This window comes from Acetonema longum DSM 6540 (assembly GCF_000219125.1).
In the GTDB taxonomy this organism is placed as follows: Bacteria; Bacillota; Negativicutes; order Sporomusales; family Acetonemataceae; genus Acetonema; species Acetonema longum.
In genome coordinates this window covers 204,899-223,575 of sequence record NZ_AFGF01000017.1, presented here as the reverse complement: position 1 = coordinate 223,575, position 18,677 = coordinate 204,899, and the positions used below count along the sequence as shown (strand labels likewise).

The window sequence follows — 18,677 nt, the reverse complement described above, 5'->3', positions numbered from 1 at the left end:
TTCATGTTATTGCCCACTTGATTTATACTTGCCGACATTTTTTCTACAACTAGCAGGGTATCGTGAGTTTCGCCCAATTGTACTGACGCATCTTTTGCCATACCGGCAATCGATGCCGCCACCTGCTCGGAAGCCTGGGCGGAATTAGCGGAAATCGCCATTAATTCCTCTGATGATACAGCAAGATGTTCGGACACTTGAGCTGTTTCGGCAATCATGCTTTGTAAATTCGCCACCATACTTCCAATGCTGTTTTCAAGAATACCTATTTCGTTTTTTATCCCGTTACGTGGAACAATTATATTCAAATCGCCACCAGCAATTCCTCTTGCCACATTGGACAATGCTGTTATTGGCCGGGCAATTTTACTGGAAGTCATCATAGTAATGATCAAACCAACAATCAATGTGACAATACTTAACAGAATAATATTGTTTCTGATTTCTGTAGCGATTTTATAAAGCTCCTGCGTTGGAAGAAACGTAGCGATAACCCAGTCTGAATTTGGCGTTTGCTTTGAAACAACAGAATAATTAGTATCTTTGATTGTCAATTCAGTCTGAACCTGCGGTGCCGCCAGTATTTTTTCAATTCCCTCAATTCCGATATCCTTTAAATATTTGTTATTGTGTTGGGGGTTGCGGGGATCTGCCAAGACCACGCCGGATTTATGTATCAGGATGCAATAGCCGGTTTCGCCGATTTTTATGCCGTTTAAAAATTCTGTGATTCTATCTGAGGAAACGTCAACTTCTATAACGCCGATTCCCCTCAGAGTTTTTTATTGGCGTGGAGTTACTGACAATTAGATTGCCGCTTACCGAATCAACATAGGGCTCTGTCCGGGAAATTTCATCTCCGCCATTGAGGGCAGCTTTATACCAAGGCCTTTTACGAGGATCGAAGTTTGCAGAGTTGCTGCTTTCCGGCCATAGAACATAGCCTCCTAATTCAGTGCCTATAGCTATATAAAGAGTTCCCGGATGAGTCTTTCCATAATTTTTCAAAGAACAGGAAAATTTCCTGCTCTATGCCACCATTTCTTGAAGGTGTCATGACTTTCTTTGTATCTGTGTTATCCATGTATTGGGTTAAGGTATTATCTGCTTTTAGAATGAGGGAATTAGTAGCAAGCATTTTTATGTCTTTGTCAATTGCTTCCTGATACAAATTGATTGCTTCGTTAGCTGTCTCGATCTGTTGTTCTGAAGTACTGAAATAATCCTTGAGAAGAGCTTTTTGGACTGTTGCATTTAGTATTACGCCTAACGGCAATACCGCAATAAGTATTAACAATAGCGAGTTGGCAATTAACTTAAGACGAATTCCTTGAATTTTTTTCTGTGTCATTGAAACCCCGCCTTGTTCAGAATTTCAAAACTGTCAAATACAAGTGTAAAGGTGAGCAAAACCATTGCCAGCATGCTTTGAGTTTTGCTCACCTTTTCCTCAGATGATAGTTCGTGTTTTATTCCTATTGGGACTAAGCCCAAATATCGCCAATGGTATAACCATTAATAAACAGGTTGCTAGGATCAAGAACATACACGTGCTATAACCGTTTTTCTCAAGCCACTTCATTTGTTCATATACAGTATTGCCTGGAATCTTGGGTACGCCGCCGGTGATTACCCGCATAGGTTCACCGGAATGGGTTTCCGCTGCGTTGAAAATTCTTTCTGTGATTCCTTTCGGATGGATATCTTTAATCGCGAGTGGCCTGATAGCATTCCGGAGTGCAAACCGTGGCGGTTGGCGGCGCACAATCACAATCTGCATCGCTATCATCTACAACACCATGGTTTTCCATTGTCAGGCACTCGCTGCACAGTTTGAAGGCTGCGAAAAAGCAGAGAATCATTAAGAATGAAATGGGAAGTCCAATCAAAACAAACACGCCTTTTATAGAATTTACGCCACCGGACGCTACCAGCAGATAGGAAACGGTAGTAATAATGATCCCCATTAGGATTTTGATCTTTTTAGGCGCTTCATCGTCAATCTGAAGCCTGCGCACACTGAGCGTGGATAAAACCGCCGCCATAGGGTCTGCAAGGCAACAAAAAGAGATGCAGGTCGAGACTATGAACGCAGCTATTAGCAGTGATCCCAATGGCATAGTAGACAATATTTGGAAAATAGCAGTCTGCATTCCATAGGTGTTAACAGCCTCCCAGATGTTTAAAACTCCCTTGGTTTGTAGACTGAGGGTCATGCTGCCAAAGATACCGATCCACATCATACAAAATATCGACGGTACTACCACACTGACCAATACGAATTGGCGAACCGTACGGCCTTTAGCCAGACGACTGAGAAACATCCCAATAACCGGTGCGTACACGAAGAAAGAAGCCCAGTACTGGATGATCCAATCCGCCGACCATTTATCTTCCGGAACCATTGCGTTGAGTGTGGTGGTTTTAGTCCCCCATGTGTCAATCATATTGCCAACCGCTTCTGTGCTGAGTTTGCTCATAAATATGGTATCGCCAAAGACGACCACAAATACCAGTACGCTGCTGAAAATACAGATTTTGATCGTAGATAGCCTTTTGAGGCCGTTTCCAATACCGGCTACACAGGAAATGGTGAAAACAACCCCAATACCAACTGCAATAATCAACCAAATCATTTTCGACTGTGGTATACCAAACAGCTTTTCAATGCCAGCACCAACCTGCAGCAGGCCGACGCCCATTGAGTTTGCAACAGCACCGCACAAACAACAGATAACAAGTCCGTGGACAGCGGTTGTCAGCCAGGGAATGGGTCTGCGGAACACGCACTCAATCAGCGAACCGAAGGAAAGGCACTGTTTACGGTTATAGGTCACGAGGGCAAAGGCAACCGCGCACATGGCATACACGGAATATTGGATAAACGACCAGTTCCACATAGCCTGTGAAACTGCAAAGATAGCGGCTTTTCTGGAAAAGGGTTCCACGCCTGCGCCGGTAGGCGGCATGGCATAATGGAAAATGGGTTCGCCCATGGCCCAGAACAATATGCCGGTTCCGATGGAGCCGGAAATTGTCATTGCCAGCCAGTTAAAGGTTTTGAAATCAGGTTTTGCGTCCTCGCCGCCAATTTTTACATCTCCATATTTGTAAATAACAAATGCCAGCACAATAAATATACAGCTAAGCGATAACAGGTTGATATACCAGCCGAAATAGTCAGCCATGCCATACAACAGGCTGTTTAAGAAAGCCCCAAGCTCTTTCTGAAAGAAAACCCCGCTGCCGATGAAAATTGCCAATACTGTAATTGCGGGTCCAAATGCCCATAGGTTCATTTGCTGATCAAGTTCTTTTTGTTTCACTCCGCATCCCTCTTCTCTATAATCACGTTTCTAACATCGTGCATTTTCTGTCTTAACTTTGCACAAAAGCTACAGTCGCAGATACTGGCCACAGCAGCCTTTAGTCCAACCGTTCCATAGGGTTATTTCGATAGTAGCTTCAATAATAAAGTATTTCGTTTCTTAGTTTTGTTCAGGCATAAGATGTAAAACATTTACAAATTTTCAGTCTTTTTATTATAAAGGGGGCGCCAAACAACTAGCTCCCCCTTCTTTTTCTCCAGGCTTGAATAATGCTGTGCCAGTTTCCATACTCTTACTGGTTGCAGCTCGCTGCATTAGCTATCTCGTCATAATCCAGAACAAGCAAACTAGAGATTATGCCCAGATATCGCCAATCGTATAGCCGTTAACGAATGGATCGGAAGGATCAAGCACATACGTGCTATAACCGTAAATCCAGGACTGTCCACCAATAGTAGGAATAACACCCTTATATTTTCCAATCTGAACTTCCTCAACCAAATGACCTGTATACACAGTTCCCATCAGCCCTTCATGACGGAACGGCTCATTCAACTTTAACTTGCCCTTGGCATACAGTGTGGCCATTTTCGCACAAGTACCGGTTCCGCAGGGGCAACGGTCGAGCGCGCCAGTCCAGGTGGCAGGATTATTGAAATCTACCGCTCCGCTGGCAACAGTAACGGCATTTTTCCAATCGGCCTCTGGATTATCAGTTGGGCCGGAAAGCTGCGAAATGGTAATTCCAACACCGGGATAATCCGGGTGCTCTACCGGCAGTTGATCCTGGGCAGCTCTCAGAATCAGAGAGGAAATCCTGGTAATTTCCCGACCCTGTTCCGGCACCAGCTTCACCCAGTCAAATTGCCGTATATCGGCGATAACGTAGAACATACCGCCCCAGCCAACATCGACTGTTACTTTACCAAGTTCAGGCACATCAATCACAGTATCAATATAAGGAGCAAAAGCAGGCACATTTTTAAATGTTACTTGTGTAACTTTGCCATTATGGCACTCGGCTTTAATCCCAATCAAGCCGGCAGGAGCCTCAAGTTGAAACTCGGTAACCGGCTCCTGCATCGGGATCATACCGGTTTCCAGTAGAACTGTCGCTACGGAAATGGTATTTCCCCCGCTCATGACAGGGTATTCCACTTGCTCCATAATAATGTAACCTGCGGCAGCATCCGGGTGTTTAGGCGGCACAATCAGGTTACAGCACAGCGGCGGATAGCCTCTTGGCTCGCGCAGCATCAGCATGCGCACCTGGTCATCATTTTTTTCAAGCCACTTCATCTGCTCATAAACCGTATTTCCTGGAATATTGGGCACGCCGCCGGTAACTACCCTCATAGGTTCCCCTGAGTGGGTTTCCACTGCGTGGAATATTCTTTTGAAGCTCATGTCTCTTCCTCCCCGTACATTAGTATTAGATATTGCCTTCTAAACCACATTCTTGCTGTTACTGTACGATTTTTCTTTTTTGCCTGGAGACTTTGTCGATTGCCGTTGGCTGCAAAAGTAATCATAGCGGCTTCCAGCAGGGCATCAGCAGGGATATTTCCCGCCTCTACCAACACGCGGGCAGGTTTGTGACCTCTAAAGAATGCAGAATAAGCCTCGTTGATTACTGCAAAATCATCAAGGCTTTTCACAAACACATCAACTTTGGCTACTGCATTCAGTCTGCCGCCGCCAGCTTTCACGGTCGAGAGCAGATTACTAAGAACAATTTGCGTCGCCTGTTTGATTTCTGTTATCATTTCATTTGTTTTCGGGTCCAGAGGAATCTGACCTGAAGTGATGATACTGTCACCGTATTTCGTGCCATGGGAATATGGACCAATTGCCTGCGGGGAACCCGCGCTTTTAAGAATCTCCAGAGATATGAGTTCACCTCCTTTCGTTGTCTATTACATAATATAGCATATCAACGATCACAAGCAGGTATAAGCAACCGGACGGAGATTGGCTAAATAACACTATCCTAGCCAAGCCTGATCAATCCCGATAGCTGATTTGAATATCCCAGATATCTACATGGTAAAGCATTTTAGTCTAACACAACTTAACAAATGGCAATTCGAACCGGAGCATGAAATCTCTTCAGCCTTTGCCAGCCATCCATCTTATTGGTACATTCTCCATACAGACTGCTCACAAGCATATACCAACCTGTATATTACCGTTGTAATGCTACATTTGTTAGCTAATCTTCAGCATTTATGCATTACGCTTTATGAAGTCGCCTTCTTTCATAATGATTTCCATATTATTGACAGCAATTGCCCTGATATTTTTCAGGGGGATTCCCACAACAATACTTTAGCGCGATTTATGGTAGACGCAGTAATAGCATCCATTTCGCTAATACCGGCTTTTTCAACAAACGCACACAGCTCTCCGACAGCGGTATCGCCATATGGCGTCATCTGCGAATTGAATGAATCAGACCCAATTGTGAACAAGATTCCTTTTTCATTGGCTTTTCGCAAGTTTTTGTATAAGCGCAGGTGGGTCCTTGCCATCAATTAATAGACCACCTTTAAAAGCAACCTTTTTCAACCGTTTCGCCTCCTTAAACATATTTGACTAATAACGCATCTGCAATGGAAACTCCGTTCTCGGTAACAAGCACAGGATTTAAATCCAACTCTTTTATCTTTCCTTTATATTTATCAGCGGTTTCGCTGATCTTCACTAGTACCTTATCAAGGCTAATCCAGTGAATACTGACGGTCTATTTTTCGCAACCCTTTGTTGTCGTCAGTCGGCATACTTCCGGTATGCCGACCGCCTCCGCTTTGGGTTGCGAAAAACAGTCTCGTCATTATCCTACCGTTTTAGTGTTACCAAGCCGTCTTGGAGGTCACAGGGTCTGGTTGTCCGCAGGGCTCGCCTCAGCCGCTGCAGCAAGCACAGTCTCCACGGGTTCTTCCTCAATAAAGTCGTCGTCAGGGTCCAACCTGTGCTTCTTGCTACGATACAGTCCCTTGGCCGCCTTGTACACGCCAGGTATCAAAATTATATAGAAGATGAGCATCGGCAGCCCCCCTATTACCATGAAGCTTTGCAATGTGTTCATGGCGTTGTCGTCACCTATCCACACCAGAAGGGCCGCCACTGCAGCCAGCAAAACACAGAACATGGCCCGCACCCAGACATACGGAACATCCATGTTGGTGACCTGCGTGGACATACTGTAAGCTACGCCGGCACCGGTATCAACCAAGTGAAGAGCCACAAGGGCTATGGCTATCGGTATCCAGATGGAAGACAGAGGGATATGATGCAGCATGGTGAAAAGCACGGAAGGTACTCCGAAATTATTGAAGGCGGCAGAGATGACTCCGGGATTCTGTATCTCAACTGCTATGGTCGGGCTGCCCAGAATAGCAAACCAGAAGTTTGTGAAGAGGGGACACATGACAGCAATGCCGATAAGCACCTCCCGCAGGGTGCGTCCCTTGGAAAGGGTTATGACAAGCACGGCCATGGAGGGTCCGAAGCTGAGAAACCAGGCCTCATAGAAAACAGTCCAGATGCTTACCCAGGAGATGTCAGCGCGGGAGAAAGCCATCTTGAAAAAATCGGTTATATAGATGCCATAGCCGGTTATGAAAGAATCGACAGAGAACAGCCCTCTTCCGAAGATCATCATGGCCGCCCCCAGCACCACGGTGAGGTAGACGGTAGCTTTGGCCAGGTAATCCATGCCCTTGTGCAATCCGGTACAGGCGCTGAAGATGAACAGCACCATGGCCACCGCGATGACGATCATTTGGGTGGCGACAGTATCGGGCACGCCCCATAGATCATGGAGCACAAAAGATAGTTGCAGGCCAATAAAGCCGGTGGGCCCTACAGTGCCGGCCGCGACGCCGATAAGAGCCAGGCCGTCCAGCACCTTGCCGGGCACACCCCGGACGCCTTTTTCACCCAGCACGGGATAGAGCATGGAACTCGGGCGCATGGGCAGGTTCTTTATCTCTTTGGCATAGACCAGCAGGGGAATACAGAATGCGGACGCTCCCCACACCAGAACGCCCCAGTGCAGGAAGCTCTGGGCCATCGCATAGTTCACGGCTTCACTGGTTCCGGACTGGATGCCTGGGAAATGCGCAGGCAAAGACATAAAATGTACAAACGGTTCCGCTCCGGCCCAGAACATGCCGCCGGCAGCAGTCATGGTCATGATAATGATCGAATACCAGCTGAAGGTCGACACAGCCTTCTTGGCATTCTTGCCTCCAATGCGTATCTTTCCACATTTGGAAAGTGCAATCATCATGACTATAATCCAGAATACCACCAGCATTACTTGAAGTAATCCGCCGAAATATCCGGCGACGAAGTCGAAACAGACCTTTACTATACTATAGGTGACATCCCTGTTTATCAGACAGGCTATGATAAAAGAGAATAGGAAACCACTGGACATCCCAAAACTAGCCCAGTTCATCTGCGTTTTCCATGAGTCTTTTTTCTTTGACTCCTTCTCCATAGTATTCCCTCCTCTATTTTTCCGTAAAACACCATATACGGCGCCTGCGGCCGGTGCCGCATATGGGCTTTACATTATCGCGAAAGCAGTAACAGCCGCCTCTACCGTGGCCCCCTCGGCCAGATCTCCGGCCTGTACCGTGACGCGGGCGGGTTTGTGGCTGCCGAAAAACTCGGCATAGGCATCGTTGAAAGCGTTAAAGTCTTTGAGGTCTTTCAGATATACGTCCACCCTGGCAATGGTATCCAGCCTTCCGCCACCGGCTACGACGACGGACAGCAGATTGCCGAGCACCATTTTCGTCGCAGCCTTTATTTCCGTTACCATCTCGCCGGTCTTAGGGTCCATGGCGATCTGCCCGGAGGTCAGGATAATATTACCGTACTTCGTGCCATAGGAATAGGGGCCAACAGCCTTTGGCAGCTCGGGGCTGCTGATAAATTCGATAGACATGATTTTCACCTTTCCTTTTTATTATAGTAGTTGCAAATATTCACAGCCGGCCAACAACAATGATTTTTGAATTCTATTCATAACCGGACACATTTATAGAAACTGTCCTGACACCTTTCAACAGCTTGTGCGGCCGGGTGAAAGCACTAAACAGGCAGCACAACTTCTCCAGTTCTTCGCCTCTAACGTTGTAATCGTTAGTTGTTGACGGAGAGAGGTGTGGTAAGAATTTACCGATATTTAAAAATTTTCAAATAATTATTCTCTTAGAAAATTTATATAAACAACTTTGACAGCTTCATTATTCTGCCGGCTGCCACCACACGGTATTAGCGTCTTCAGCATGCTCCGGAACGAACGGTCACGCCGGCATTGCAGCCATAACTAAGCGGCCAAGCTCGAACCGGAGCACACATCAACATATTAGTATATGGCGGTCTGTACTACCGTTGTAATGCTGCATTGCCAGCTAATCTTCAGCATTTACGCATTACGCTTTATGAAGTCGCCTTCTTTCATAATGATTTCCATATTATTGACAGCAATTGCCCTGATATTTTCTAGGGGATTCCCATTAATAACAAGTAAGTCTGCACTTTTTCCCGCTTCCAGAGATCCTGTGATATGATCAACCAACAATACTTTCGCGCCATTTATGGTAGCCGCAGTAATAGCATCCATTTCGCTAATACCGGCTTTTTCAACAAACGCATACAATTCTCCGACAGCGGTATCGCCATATGGCGTCATCTGCGAATTGAATGAATCAGACCCAATTGTGAGCAAAATTCCTTTTTCATTGGCTTTTCGCAAATTTTCATAGATACGATTTAGTTCTTTCTCGGTGACAGTCTCCCCCGAATACTTGTCATGAAGTGCCGGATCATACACAGGCGGGAACGTCTTAAACCATGCAGGCATGAAGCTGATAGTCGGACAGAAGCCAATATTCTTTTCAGCCATAATGTCCAGCGTCTCGTCATCGAGCGATTGTCCATGAATAATCAGGCTGACACCTGCCTTAGCCGAATTAAGCGCACTGCCAAAGCAATGAGACCATACCGGAATATGCCTCATGTTGCATTCATCGACTACCGCCTGCACTTCTTCCATGGTATAGTGCTGATCCATAGCCGTTTCCCATCGCCAGATTCCACCGCCGGTAGCCCAAATCTTAATGGCATCAGGATTTTCACGAAGCCGTCTTCTGACAGCTTTCCGTAAATCCCAGGGGCTGTCAACACACTCTCCCCATGGATGTGCTGCCTTGTTTTGTTCAATGGATACCTTATGCGAGTCGCCGTGACTACAGGTTGCACAGAAACCAAGGCCACTGGCAACAACACGCGGTCCTTTCATTACACCGGCTTCAACCATGTTGCGGATGTGGATGCCAAAACGTGAAATCTCGCCCACTGTTGTTAGCCCTGTTTCCAGACACTCACGCGACTGCTGCACAGCGACAACGGCTTTCTGAAGGTTATCTTCCGTAACCCACTCACTGTCGTTATCTGTCAGATTGCCAGAAAAATGAAGGTGGGCATCAATTAAACCAGGCATTATGGTTTTCCCGGCAATATCCACAATTTCATAATCTGAGGAAATTGCCTTGTCAGCACCGGCATAGGTAATTCTTTTTTCTTCAACCAATACAAGACTATTGGCAATAGCAGGTGCGCCTGTACCGTCAATCAGCAGGCCACCTTTAAAAGCAACCTTTTTCAAGTTATTTATCCCCCTCTTCTTAGATAATCCCTTTTTGCTTATACATATCCAATTGTTCATCTGTGAGCCCAAATACTTCCTTGTTGTGCTGACCAAGCAATGGAGCCGGCGTTTCTACCTTACCAGGGGTTCGGGAGAATTTTATCGGACACCCCGGGATACGCATATCGCCTATAATTGGATGCTTTATATCGACAATCATTTCTCTGGCGATAATCTGAGGATGATCAATTGCCTCCTGCATATTCAGAACCGGGCCACAGGGAATCCCCGCCTCTTCCAAAATCTTTTCAATAGCATCCTTACTTTTACTTCCAACCCACTCTTGAATAATACCCTGCAAACTACTCTTATAATTTTCGATCCTCAAAATATTGGTCAGGTACAATGGATTGAGTGCCAGATCCGGCATACCAATGGCATCACAAAACTTCGCAAACAGCTTGTCGTTGCCAACGCCTATGGCGATATAACCGTCTGTTGCCTTATAGATATCAAAAGGAGAGATGTCATTGGCGCTATTGCCTCTCCGCTCCGGTATCTCGCCGGTCATCGTAGTTGTTACAACGGCGTTTTCAAGCAAGCTGAAGATGGTATCAAGCATAGCAACATCGATATGCTGTCCTTCTCCGGTACGTTCTCTGTTATAAAGCGCCATCATGATACCCAGACACAGATGAACGCCTGTCGCACTGTCAGCGATAGAAGGTCCTACCTTTGTCGGCGGAGAATCGGGAAAGCCGGTAATATTCACCATTCCGCCCATAGACTGAGCAACCACATCATAGGCCGCCCGGTGCGATAAAGGTCCATATTGGCCAAAGCCGGAGCCGGAAGCATAAACAATGCCGGGGTTCATTGCCCGTAAGGTTTCATAATCAATACCCAATTTTTTGGTTACGCCCACACGATAGTTCTCAACAACAACATCTGCAGATTTTACCATTCTGTAGAAGAGCTCTTTTCCTTCCTCAGACTTTAAATTCAGCGTAACTCCCTTTTTATTCCGATTTAAAAAGGCAAAATAACCGCTTTCTCCGCTTTTTTTATCAATTGGCCCCCAATTTCTAACCTGGTCGCCGCTGAGAGGTTCAATTTTAATTACCTCGGCGCCGTTATCCGCCAATAAGGCAGTACAAAACGGGCCATTATATGCATGGGTCAGATCCAATACCTTAAGTCCTTCCAGAACCTTCATAAGTCATCCATCCTTCCTATTACTGGCTACCTTGCCGTTGCCTGCTCATAGCCAATATGGTAGCATTCCAGGTTTTTCGGGCTATTGAAGCCTTTTTTCTCAAAGTATTCATTAAGTTCCCTACCAAACTTGCCTGGGTCAATGAGTTTGGTGGCCTTTATCATGGCACCTAACATGACCAGATTGGCTCCGCGGCTGTTCTCCAGATGGCTTGCCTGACTGGTGGCATCAATGGCGAATACCTTGACATGTTTAGGGAATTCGCGTTCTTCTACCAGTGAACTGTTGACAATGACATAGCCGCCGTCACGCACATCGCCGATGAACTTTTCATAAGATGGCTCGTTCATAACCACCAAAATATCCAGCTTGGTGGGATAGGGGCTGCCTATCTCCTCGTCCGAAACTACCACACTGCAGCTGGCGGTGCCGCCGCGCATTTCAGCGCCATAGGATGACGTCCAGCTTACATTTTTACCGTCACGAGCGGCAATATCGATTAAAATCTTTCCGGCGGTCAAAATGCCCTGTCCGCCGAATCCGGCAAGAATGATGTCTGCCATTACTTGGCACCTCCTCTGTCAACATAGGTTCCCAAGGGGAATACCTTCTCTGTTTGGTTTTTAACCTTCTCAGCAGTCTCAACCGGTGTCATCTTCCAGTTGGTAGGACAGTTGGAAAGTATCTCGATAAGCGAAAAACCCTTCTTGTCACGTTGATTCTCCAGCCCGCGCTTAATCATACGCTTGGTTTGGTCAACATGCTTGGCATCATACAAGGCTCCCCTGACAACATATTCAACATCAAAATTCTTGAATACATTGAGCATGTCGACAGGCTGTCCGGCCTGTTCTTTGGTGCGCCCTTTTTTGGAGCTAAGCGTCTTATCGCCCAACAGGGTGGTAGCAAGGCAGAGCTGGCCGCCGGTCATACCGAAGATACCGTTATTAACAACAATCATGGTTATCGGAATATCCCGGATGGCAGTGTAGCAGGTCTCAGCCAGACCGATAACATAGGAGGAGCCGTCACCGGCATGAACATATACGGTTTTATCAGGACGAACCTTTTTTACGCCGGTAGCCACCGCTGCACAACGTCCGTGCGGGCCGGCAATAGCGTCATAGTCTAATGCTTCCAGCGACCAGTAGGAGCAGGCTATATCCACTACACTGATTGTGTCATCTGCCATGCCGAGTTCTTCCAGGCATTCGGCAATCAGCCGCTGGATAACGCCATGACCGCAGCCGCCACAATAGCCGACAGGTTTGATAATGGATACAGGTTTTTCAAATTTTGCCATCTTACAGCACCTCCACGGGCTTAACTTTTCCGGCCAGAATCTGTTTACAGTTCTCAATAATTCCCTCAGCAGTGGGAACGTTAACCCCTGTCAAATGACCATAGAGAGGCTTATTGTGCTTGCAGGCAAGCAGTATGTCTTCACCCATTTGAGTGGAAAGGCTCATTTCCACTGTCACATAGCCTTTAACGCAATCCGGCATTTTCTCGAAAGCCTTACGCGGATACGGCCATACGGAAATGGGACGAAGCAAACCGAGCTTCAGACCTTCTTTCCGGGCCTGCCGGACAGCGGATTTGCACACACGGGAAGAAATGCCATAGGCGACAAGCACAAGCTCAGCGTCATCGGTCATGACTTCTTCCCAGCGTTGTTCGTTTTCAAACATGGCAACAAACTTGTCTTTCAATATGGTATCAGCGGCTTCGCGCCCAATGGTGCGGTCCAGATTGGTGACCTTATTTTTCTTTACGCCCCGAGGTTTGCCGGTCAGCGTCCAGTCAAATTTGTCCTTGTCATGCTCATAGGTTGGCGGCAGCGTACATTTTTCGATCATTTGGCTGATGGCGCCATCACTTAAAATAACAACAACATTGCGGTACTTTTCCGCCAGTTCAAAAGCTTCATAGGTCAGTTGCGCGCATTCACTCACAGATGCCGGGGCCAGTACAATTTGCCTGCTGTCGCCATGACCACCGCCGCGAACAGCTTGCCAGTAGGAGTCCTGGCCTGTATTTCTCCGTCCCCCAGTCCGTACCGCATAACGTCAACGATAACGGCAGGCAGGTGATAGGACGAAAGGTAGGAAATGCCTTCCTGCTTCAAATCAAAACCAGGGCCGGAAGAGCTGGACATGCAGCGCGCACCGGCTGCTGCTGCGCCCCAGAGCATGCTCATACTGGCAATTTCGTTTTCGCCCTGAATGAAGGTGCCTCCCCACTTTTCCATGTTGCTTGCCATATATTCCAGAATCTCGTTTTGCGGCGTAATGGGATAACCTGCATAAAAACGACAGCCTGCTCTAAGCGCAGCTTCGGCTATAGCCTCATTGCCTTTCATCAACATGTAATCTGAATGCAATTGAATTCTCCTCTCCTAAGTTATTTAATAGTGAAGACATAGTCTGGGCAAATCTTGTAACACATGCCACAACCGATACACAGGTCTTCGTCCACCTTTACAATCTCATATCCCTTTTTGTTGACTTTCTCCAAAGGAATAATTGCTTTTTTAGGACAGACACCCACACATAATCTACAGCCTTTACATAGTTCGATATTTGCTATTGCTTTGGCCATCACTGCGCTCCTCCCATTTAGATATTTTGAAACGGTATATAGCAATTTTGAAACGCTATATACTTATTTTGTAGCGACAGTATCATAGTACATCTTATTTAGCCAAAAGTAAATATAATTTTTTAAATTTTATATAATTATCCTCGCAATTAAATTTACGCTTAAAACAACGCAAAAATTTGATTTATTTTGAAATACACACATTCTATTTGACAATAAAAAAACATAGATTGTATAATAATTAAAAAGTCACATAAATTTATGTGACATAATAAGGAGATATATAGAATGCAAATACCATTGGATGAAAATAAGATGGGATCTGTTCAAGCCATAGATCGTGCGTTTCTAGTCTTAGAGACCGTTGCAAAAAACGGACCCCTTAGTATAAATGATTTGCATAACAAGCTCGGCTTAAATAAAGCATCTCTTTCGCGCATTGCATCTACACTTTGCAGAAACGGATATTTGAATAGAGATATAAAAACGGGAGATTTTTCCTTGTCCTTACGAGCATTTGAAGTCGGAGTAAACGCTATGCGCAACCTGGACTATATCAGTCTAATTAAAAGTGCATTAGCTGAGTTAGCTTCAAGTCTGAATGTTGTCGCTCAATTTTCTGTAGAGGATCATAATGAACTTCTTTGCTTGGAAAGCTTTGACCAGCAAAATACTGGCTTCTCAATTTACACACGGGTTGGGCAGCGTACGCCATTATACTCCACAAGCGCCGGAAAAGCAATTTTAAGCACGTATTCCAATGAGGAGATTATTGACAAATGGGCTAAGATGGAAATTAAAGCATTAACGGCGAATACAATCACTGATGTAGAGACACTGTTGGTGGATATTGCCCAGATACGTCAGCGTAATTATGCGTTAGACCTAGAAGAGAGTGAACCAAGGCTGTTTTGCATAGGGACGGTACTTTTAAATTACAATCGTAAGCCCATTGGCGCTATAAGCCTGTCCACAAATTCCATGACGGAAGGGGAACAGCTTCGTTACAGTGAAGCGTTACTGCAACGTGTACAACGTGTATCCAATATGCTTGGATACACGCGCCTATAATGGCTTTCTATAATTAGACATTGGAATTTTTAGAAACTGATAAGGGTAGAAGGGTATCATCCAAAGTACAACTATTAAACCGGGTTATGACAAAACAAATAAAAGCAACGCTCCCGCTAGAAAAATCCTGCGGATGCGTTGCTTTATGTCTGTTAATTATTTAGTCTTTCTAACCTCGCTTTCGTCCCCTTGGATAAAAATTTTTTCAGAGCGATGTGATTGATAACAATTAGGCCTGAAATACCTCGTCAAGAGCCATTCTAGCACGATGACCGGCATCATGAAATACGTTGAGATCACAAGGCATCATTTGAAATTGCCGTCATTTGATTTATTCTAAACTTTATCCCCTTTAACAACAAAAATATCAGACCCAAAAGCCTGATGTTTTCTTCCTTTGTCTGCGGAAACATAAACCATAATTTTCCACAGCCCGTGAACCCAGTCCCCGCCTGGCTTCACGGGCACAGAGTAGGAGGGTGAATTTTCACCCTCCCCTCATCAAACCGTACGTGCGGTTTTCCCGCATACGGCTTTCCGATGTTCTTCTTCCTTCAGCATTCGGCATTCAAGCCGACAGTTTCACTATCCCTTTTAGCTTCAATAAGCTGTACATCTGCTCCATGCTGCCTCGCCGGTACCTTTTCTGCCTCTTGCCATTGCTCCATATCACAAATCGCAGTAGGACGTAGTTATCAATTTGGGCCAGTTTCCATCTTTCGCCTTTCCCTATGGCGTAATAATTCTTAAACCCTCTCAGTACGCGGTTTAGCTCATTCACCATATCATCCAGGCTTTTATAGAACTCTCTTCTCGGAGCCAGCAGGCTCCTTATTTTCTCTCTCATCTTATTCCTGGATTCCTTCGACGCCCAGCGGGTAGCAACCACCTTCACCGTGCCGTCTTTTCTTTCTGCTTCGATCTTTTTATGATGAAATCCAAGAAAATTGAATCCCGGTTTGCCCAATTGATTATGTACGATTCGCGTCTTTGTCTGGTGCAGTTCGAGTTCCAGCCGGGCGAGCACATCACCGATGTATTTCCTGGCATGGTTGAGTTCTTTGTATCTCCTGCATACGATCACGAAGTCATCGCAATACCGGATCAGTTCCCCAAGGTGCGAGTAATTCCGCTCCCACAGGGTATCAAGGTAGTTCAGGTAGATATTCGATAGCAACGGACTGATGACGCCGCCCTGCAGTGAACCGATTTCACTCTCTACCAATTCCCCTCCGTCCATGATTCCGGCCTGTAACCATTTTCTTATCAGACTCACTATCCGCCGGTCACTTATCCGCATTTCCACCAGCCTTAGCAGCTTATCGTGGTTGATATTATTAAAGTAACCTTTGATATCGGCGTCTAATATCCAATAGTATCCCTGGTTGCGCAGGTCTTTGAGCCTGTTCAGCGCCATATGGGCGTTTCTTTTCGGCCGGAATCCGTACGAGCATTCTTTGAAGTCGGCTTCGAATACAGGTTCGATGATAATCTTTGCCGCAGTCTGAACCACTCTGTCCTTCACAGTGGGAATCCCTAACGGGCGTTTGCTACCATCTTTCTTGGGTATCTGTACCCTCTTTACCGGCATCGCTTGATAGGTACCCTCTAAGAGTTCCTTTTCGATCTCTGCAAGAAATTTCGCCTCGCCGTAGGTTTTGACATCCTCTATTGTTTGGCTGTCTATTCCCGCGCTTCCGGCATTGGCTTTTACCTGGTTCCATGCCTTGAGTAGTACGTCTTTGCGATAAATCTTGTCGTATAGGGCGTGAAATCTGCGTTTCTTGTTTATCTTGGCTGCAAGGTATAGCTTCCTCTGAAGTTGTCGAACTTTATCAATGGTGTTATTAGCCTTATGGGCATTCACTCGCTCTTACCTCCGTCGAAAGCCTGAACAAAGTTGAGCCCCTTCCCTGGCCAAAGTTTTGTTGTCTTTGGCATCATCGGTATTATGGGCTCTTCTGACTCTCTCTCATCAGGGTAACAATTTCACTTCATCAGCTTATATGCACCCTCTTTTACAGCTTGGCTGGTGATGAGTAGGGCCTCTCCAGTTCCGGACGCTGCTTTGCATACATGCCGCCACCTCGTACACCGGCGGGTTCTTTGAGAGTGCTTTTCAGGTTCTTCCCCTCGTCCATGGCCTTCGCACCAACACACAAGGCTCGGCTCCCGCTTGCTCCCATCTCATGATGGGCCAAAGATTTCGATGCGGCAGTGTTCATTTTCATTGCGGCCTGCATGCTCGCTCACAGTCTGTTTGACTACTTACCCCTGCGCTTCATACCCAGGATTTCTCCTACGCATGGCAGTTACGCTAACGGGCTCCCTGACGATTACCCGCACCGGACTTTCACCGGCTAGCAGCGTCCAGCTTCGCTGGACGCGATGTGTTTTCTTTTCAGCCAAACTGTACACTCCACGTGATACGTCTGTGGAAACATATCCACCGGCTGAATCTCCTTGGCCGGGTACCCATGCTCGGCCAACACGGCTAAATCCCTGGCCAATGACGCCGGATTGCAGGACACATATACCATCCGGTCAGGCTGCATCCGGGCAAATGTCTCCAATACGCTTCTCTCACACCCTGCCCTGGGCGGGTCAACCACAATGACTTCCGGACGGATGCCTTGACGTGAAAGTCTGGGAATAACGACATTGGCGTCGCCAGTGATGAATTCAGTATTGGTAACGCCGTTTTCTTTTGCGTTTTGCCGGGCGTCAAGGATGGCAGGTTCTACGACCTCGATGCCGTATACTTTTTTACTGTGCTTGGCCAGAAATAAAGTGATGGTCCCGGTACCGCAGTATACGTCCAGGACGGTTTCCCGACCGGTTAGGCCGGCATATTGGACGGCTTGGTTGTAGAGAACCTCAGCTTGTTTGGTGTTAACCTGAAAAAAGGAGCGGGCTGAAATGTTAAAGGAGAAGTCGCCCAGCCGGTCGATGATGGTGTTTTTTCCCCAGAGGGTTTTGTTCGTTTCGCCCAGTATGACGTTAGTTTGACGGGGATTGATATTCTGGATGATACTGACCAGGCCGGGAATGGCTTGCCGAAGACGATTGACGATTTCTTCCGCTTGGGGCAGCTGGGGCCGGGCAGTGACGATGACAGCCATAACTTCGCCGGTGGCGGTTCCCACCCGGCCTAAGACATGACGAATCAGGCCGATTTGGCGGGTTTCGTCATAAACCGGCAGCTGAAGGTCCTCCAGGATGCCGCGCACCGCAGCGGCGATCCGGTTATTGGTCAAATGCTGGATCTGGCAGTGTTCGCTGTCAATGACCGTATGGGTTCCCTGGGCGTAACAGCCGATGACTACTTTTTCACCGGCTGCTCCTACCGGAAACTGCATTTTGTTGCGGTAATACCAAGGGTCGGCAGCGCCGATGGCGGGATGAATCACCACATCCGGCAGTTTGCCGATCCGTTTGATGGCTTCCACCACGGTTTGCCGCTTTTGGACCAGTTGGGCCGGATAGTCCAGGTGCTGCAGCTGACAGCCGCCGCAGGCAAAGTAGATGGGACAGGATGGCTCCACCCTGTGGGGGGAAGGATGGATGACCTGTTCCAATTGTGCTTTGGCGTAGTTCTTTTTCACCCCGGTGACGGTTGCCGTCACAGTTTCACCGGGCAGGGCGTAAGGCACGAAGACGGTAAAGTCCTGATATCTGCCTACACCCTCCCCACTGTGCCCCAGGCCGGCGATTTCAATTGGATACTGTTTGCCGGCTTGTACCGGCGTGTTTTTTTGTGCCACGAATGCTACCTTCCATATCTGGTTTTATC

17 protein-coding genes and 3 pseudogenes are annotated in these 18,677 nt (G+C 46.8%); 1 reads left to right on the top strand and 19 read right to left on the bottom strand.

Features of this window, described 5'->3' with window-relative positions:
* From ALO_RS03075 to ALO_RS03010, 16 genes and pseudogenes are all read right to left on the bottom strand, one after another.
* Window positions 1-656 (bottom strand): annotated as a pseudogene (locus tag ALO_RS03075) (hypothetical protein); the annotation flags it as partial.
* Window positions 657-747: 91 nt separating this feature from the next.
* Window positions 748-1,008: a PDC sensor domain-containing protein gene (locus ALO_RS23730; protein ID WP_413788491.1), complete on the bottom strand. Its 261-nt coding sequence runs from the start codon at window positions 1,006-1,008 to the stop codon at window positions 748-750.
* Window positions 953-1,351, bottom strand: coding sequence for a hypothetical protein (locus tag ALO_RS03070; protein ID WP_040292572.1), 399 nt, complete (start codon window positions 1,349-1,351; stop codon window positions 953-955). Before ALO_RS03070 ends, ALO_RS23730 begins: the two co-directional genes overlap by 56 nt.
* A gap of 355 nt (window positions 1,352-1,706) precedes the next feature.
* Complete coding sequence (locus ALO_RS03065; RefSeq protein ID WP_004092759.1) at window positions 1,707-3,326, bottom strand: BCCT family transporter; 1,620 nt, start codon at window positions 3,324-3,326, stop codon at window positions 1,707-1,709.
* Window positions 3,327-3,683: 357 nt separating this feature from the next.
* The gene (locus ALO_RS03060; protein ID WP_004092757.1) at window positions 3,684-4,736 is read right to left on the bottom strand and encodes a proline racemase family protein; all 1,053 of its coding nucleotides are present in this window, start codon (window positions 4,734-4,736) and stop codon (window positions 3,684-3,686) included.
* On the bottom strand, window positions 4,733-5,209 hold the full coding sequence (locus ALO_RS03055; protein ID WP_274427888.1) for a RidA family protein: 477 nt from the start codon (window positions 5,207-5,209) through the stop codon (window positions 4,733-4,735). The genes ALO_RS03060 and ALO_RS03055 overlap by 4 nt, the downstream gene beginning before the upstream one ends.
* 346 nt (window positions 5,210-5,555) lie before the next feature.
* Window positions 5,556-5,842, bottom strand: a pseudogene (locus ALO_RS03050) (metal-dependent hydrolase family protein); the annotation flags it as partial.
* Window positions 5,843-5,910: 68 nt separating this feature from the next.
* Complete coding sequence (locus ALO_RS23725) at window positions 5,911-6,054, bottom strand: acetate--CoA ligase family protein (protein WP_413788492.1); 144 nt, start codon at window positions 6,052-6,054, stop codon at window positions 5,911-5,913.
* Window positions 6,055-6,201: 147 nt separating this feature from the next.
* Complete coding sequence (locus ALO_RS03045) at window positions 6,202-7,836, bottom strand: BCCT family transporter (RefSeq protein WP_004092747.1); 1,635 nt, start codon at window positions 7,834-7,836, stop codon at window positions 6,202-6,204.
* Window positions 7,837-7,905: 69 nt separating this feature from the next.
* Window positions 7,906-8,289 carry a RidA family protein gene (locus ALO_RS03040; protein ID WP_004092745.1) on the bottom strand — a complete coding sequence of 128 codons (384 nt, stop codon included), beginning with the start codon at window positions 8,287-8,289 and terminating at the stop codon, window positions 7,906-7,908.
* Window positions 8,290-8,772: 483 nt separating this feature from the next.
* Window positions 8,773-10,014, bottom strand: coding sequence for a metal-dependent hydrolase family protein (locus ALO_RS03035; RefSeq protein ID WP_004092743.1), 1,242 nt, complete (start codon window positions 10,012-10,014; stop codon window positions 8,773-8,775).
* 19 nt (window positions 10,015-10,033) lie between these two features.
* A complete protein-coding gene (locus tag ALO_RS03030; RefSeq protein WP_004092741.1) occupies window positions 10,034-11,212 on the bottom strand; it encodes a CaiB/BaiF CoA transferase family protein in 1,179 nt (392 codons plus the stop codon).
* Window positions 11,213-11,238: 26 nt separating this feature from the next.
* Window positions 11,239-11,775 carry a 2-oxoacid:acceptor oxidoreductase family protein gene (locus ALO_RS03025; RefSeq protein ID WP_004092739.1) on the bottom strand — a complete coding sequence of 179 codons (537 nt, stop codon included), beginning with the start codon at window positions 11,773-11,775 and terminating at the stop codon, window positions 11,239-11,241.
* The gene (locus tag ALO_RS03020; protein WP_004092736.1) at window positions 11,775-12,515 is read right to left on the bottom strand and encodes a thiamine pyrophosphate-dependent enzyme; all 741 of its coding nucleotides are present in this window, start codon (window positions 12,513-12,515) and stop codon (window positions 11,775-11,777) included. The genes ALO_RS03025 and ALO_RS03020 overlap by 1 nt, the downstream gene beginning before the upstream one ends.
* 1 nt (window position 12,516) lies before the next feature.
* Window positions 12,517-13,595, bottom strand: a pseudogene (vorB, locus tag ALO_RS23885) (3-methyl-2-oxobutanoate dehydrogenase subunit VorB).
* Window positions 13,596-13,615: 20 nt separating this feature from the next.
* A complete protein-coding gene (locus ALO_RS03010) occupies window positions 13,616-13,813 on the bottom strand; it encodes a 4Fe-4S binding protein (protein WP_004092734.1) in 198 nt (65 codons plus the stop codon).
* 288 nt (window positions 13,814-14,101) lie between these two features.
* On the opposite strand from ALO_RS03010, the gene ALO_RS03005 reads away from it, so the two are divergent.
* Complete coding sequence (locus tag ALO_RS03005) at window positions 14,102-14,884, top strand: IclR family transcriptional regulator (RefSeq protein ID WP_004092732.1); 783 nt, start codon at window positions 14,102-14,104, stop codon at window positions 14,882-14,884.
* A 568-nt stretch (window positions 14,885-15,452) separates the two neighbouring features.
* Here the strand turns inward: ALO_RS03005 and ltrA are convergent.
* From ltrA to rlmD, 3 genes are all read right to left on the bottom strand, one after another.
* Complete coding sequence (ltrA, locus tag ALO_RS03000; protein ID WP_004092728.1) at window positions 15,453-16,751, bottom strand: group II intron reverse transcriptase/maturase; 1,299 nt, start codon at window positions 16,749-16,751, stop codon at window positions 15,453-15,455.
* A 151-nt stretch (window positions 16,752-16,902) separates the two neighbouring features.
* Window positions 16,903-17,046, bottom strand: coding sequence for a hypothetical protein (locus ALO_RS22310; RefSeq protein ID WP_169313116.1), 144 nt, complete (start codon window positions 17,044-17,046; stop codon window positions 16,903-16,905).
* 198 nt (window positions 17,047-17,244) lie between these two features.
* Window positions 17,245-18,648, bottom strand: coding sequence for a 23S rRNA (uracil(1939)-C(5))-methyltransferase RlmD (rlmD, locus tag ALO_RS02990; RefSeq protein ID WP_004092725.1), 1,404 nt, complete (start codon window positions 18,646-18,648; stop codon window positions 17,245-17,247).
* Window positions 18,649-18,677 lie beyond the last annotated feature (29 nt).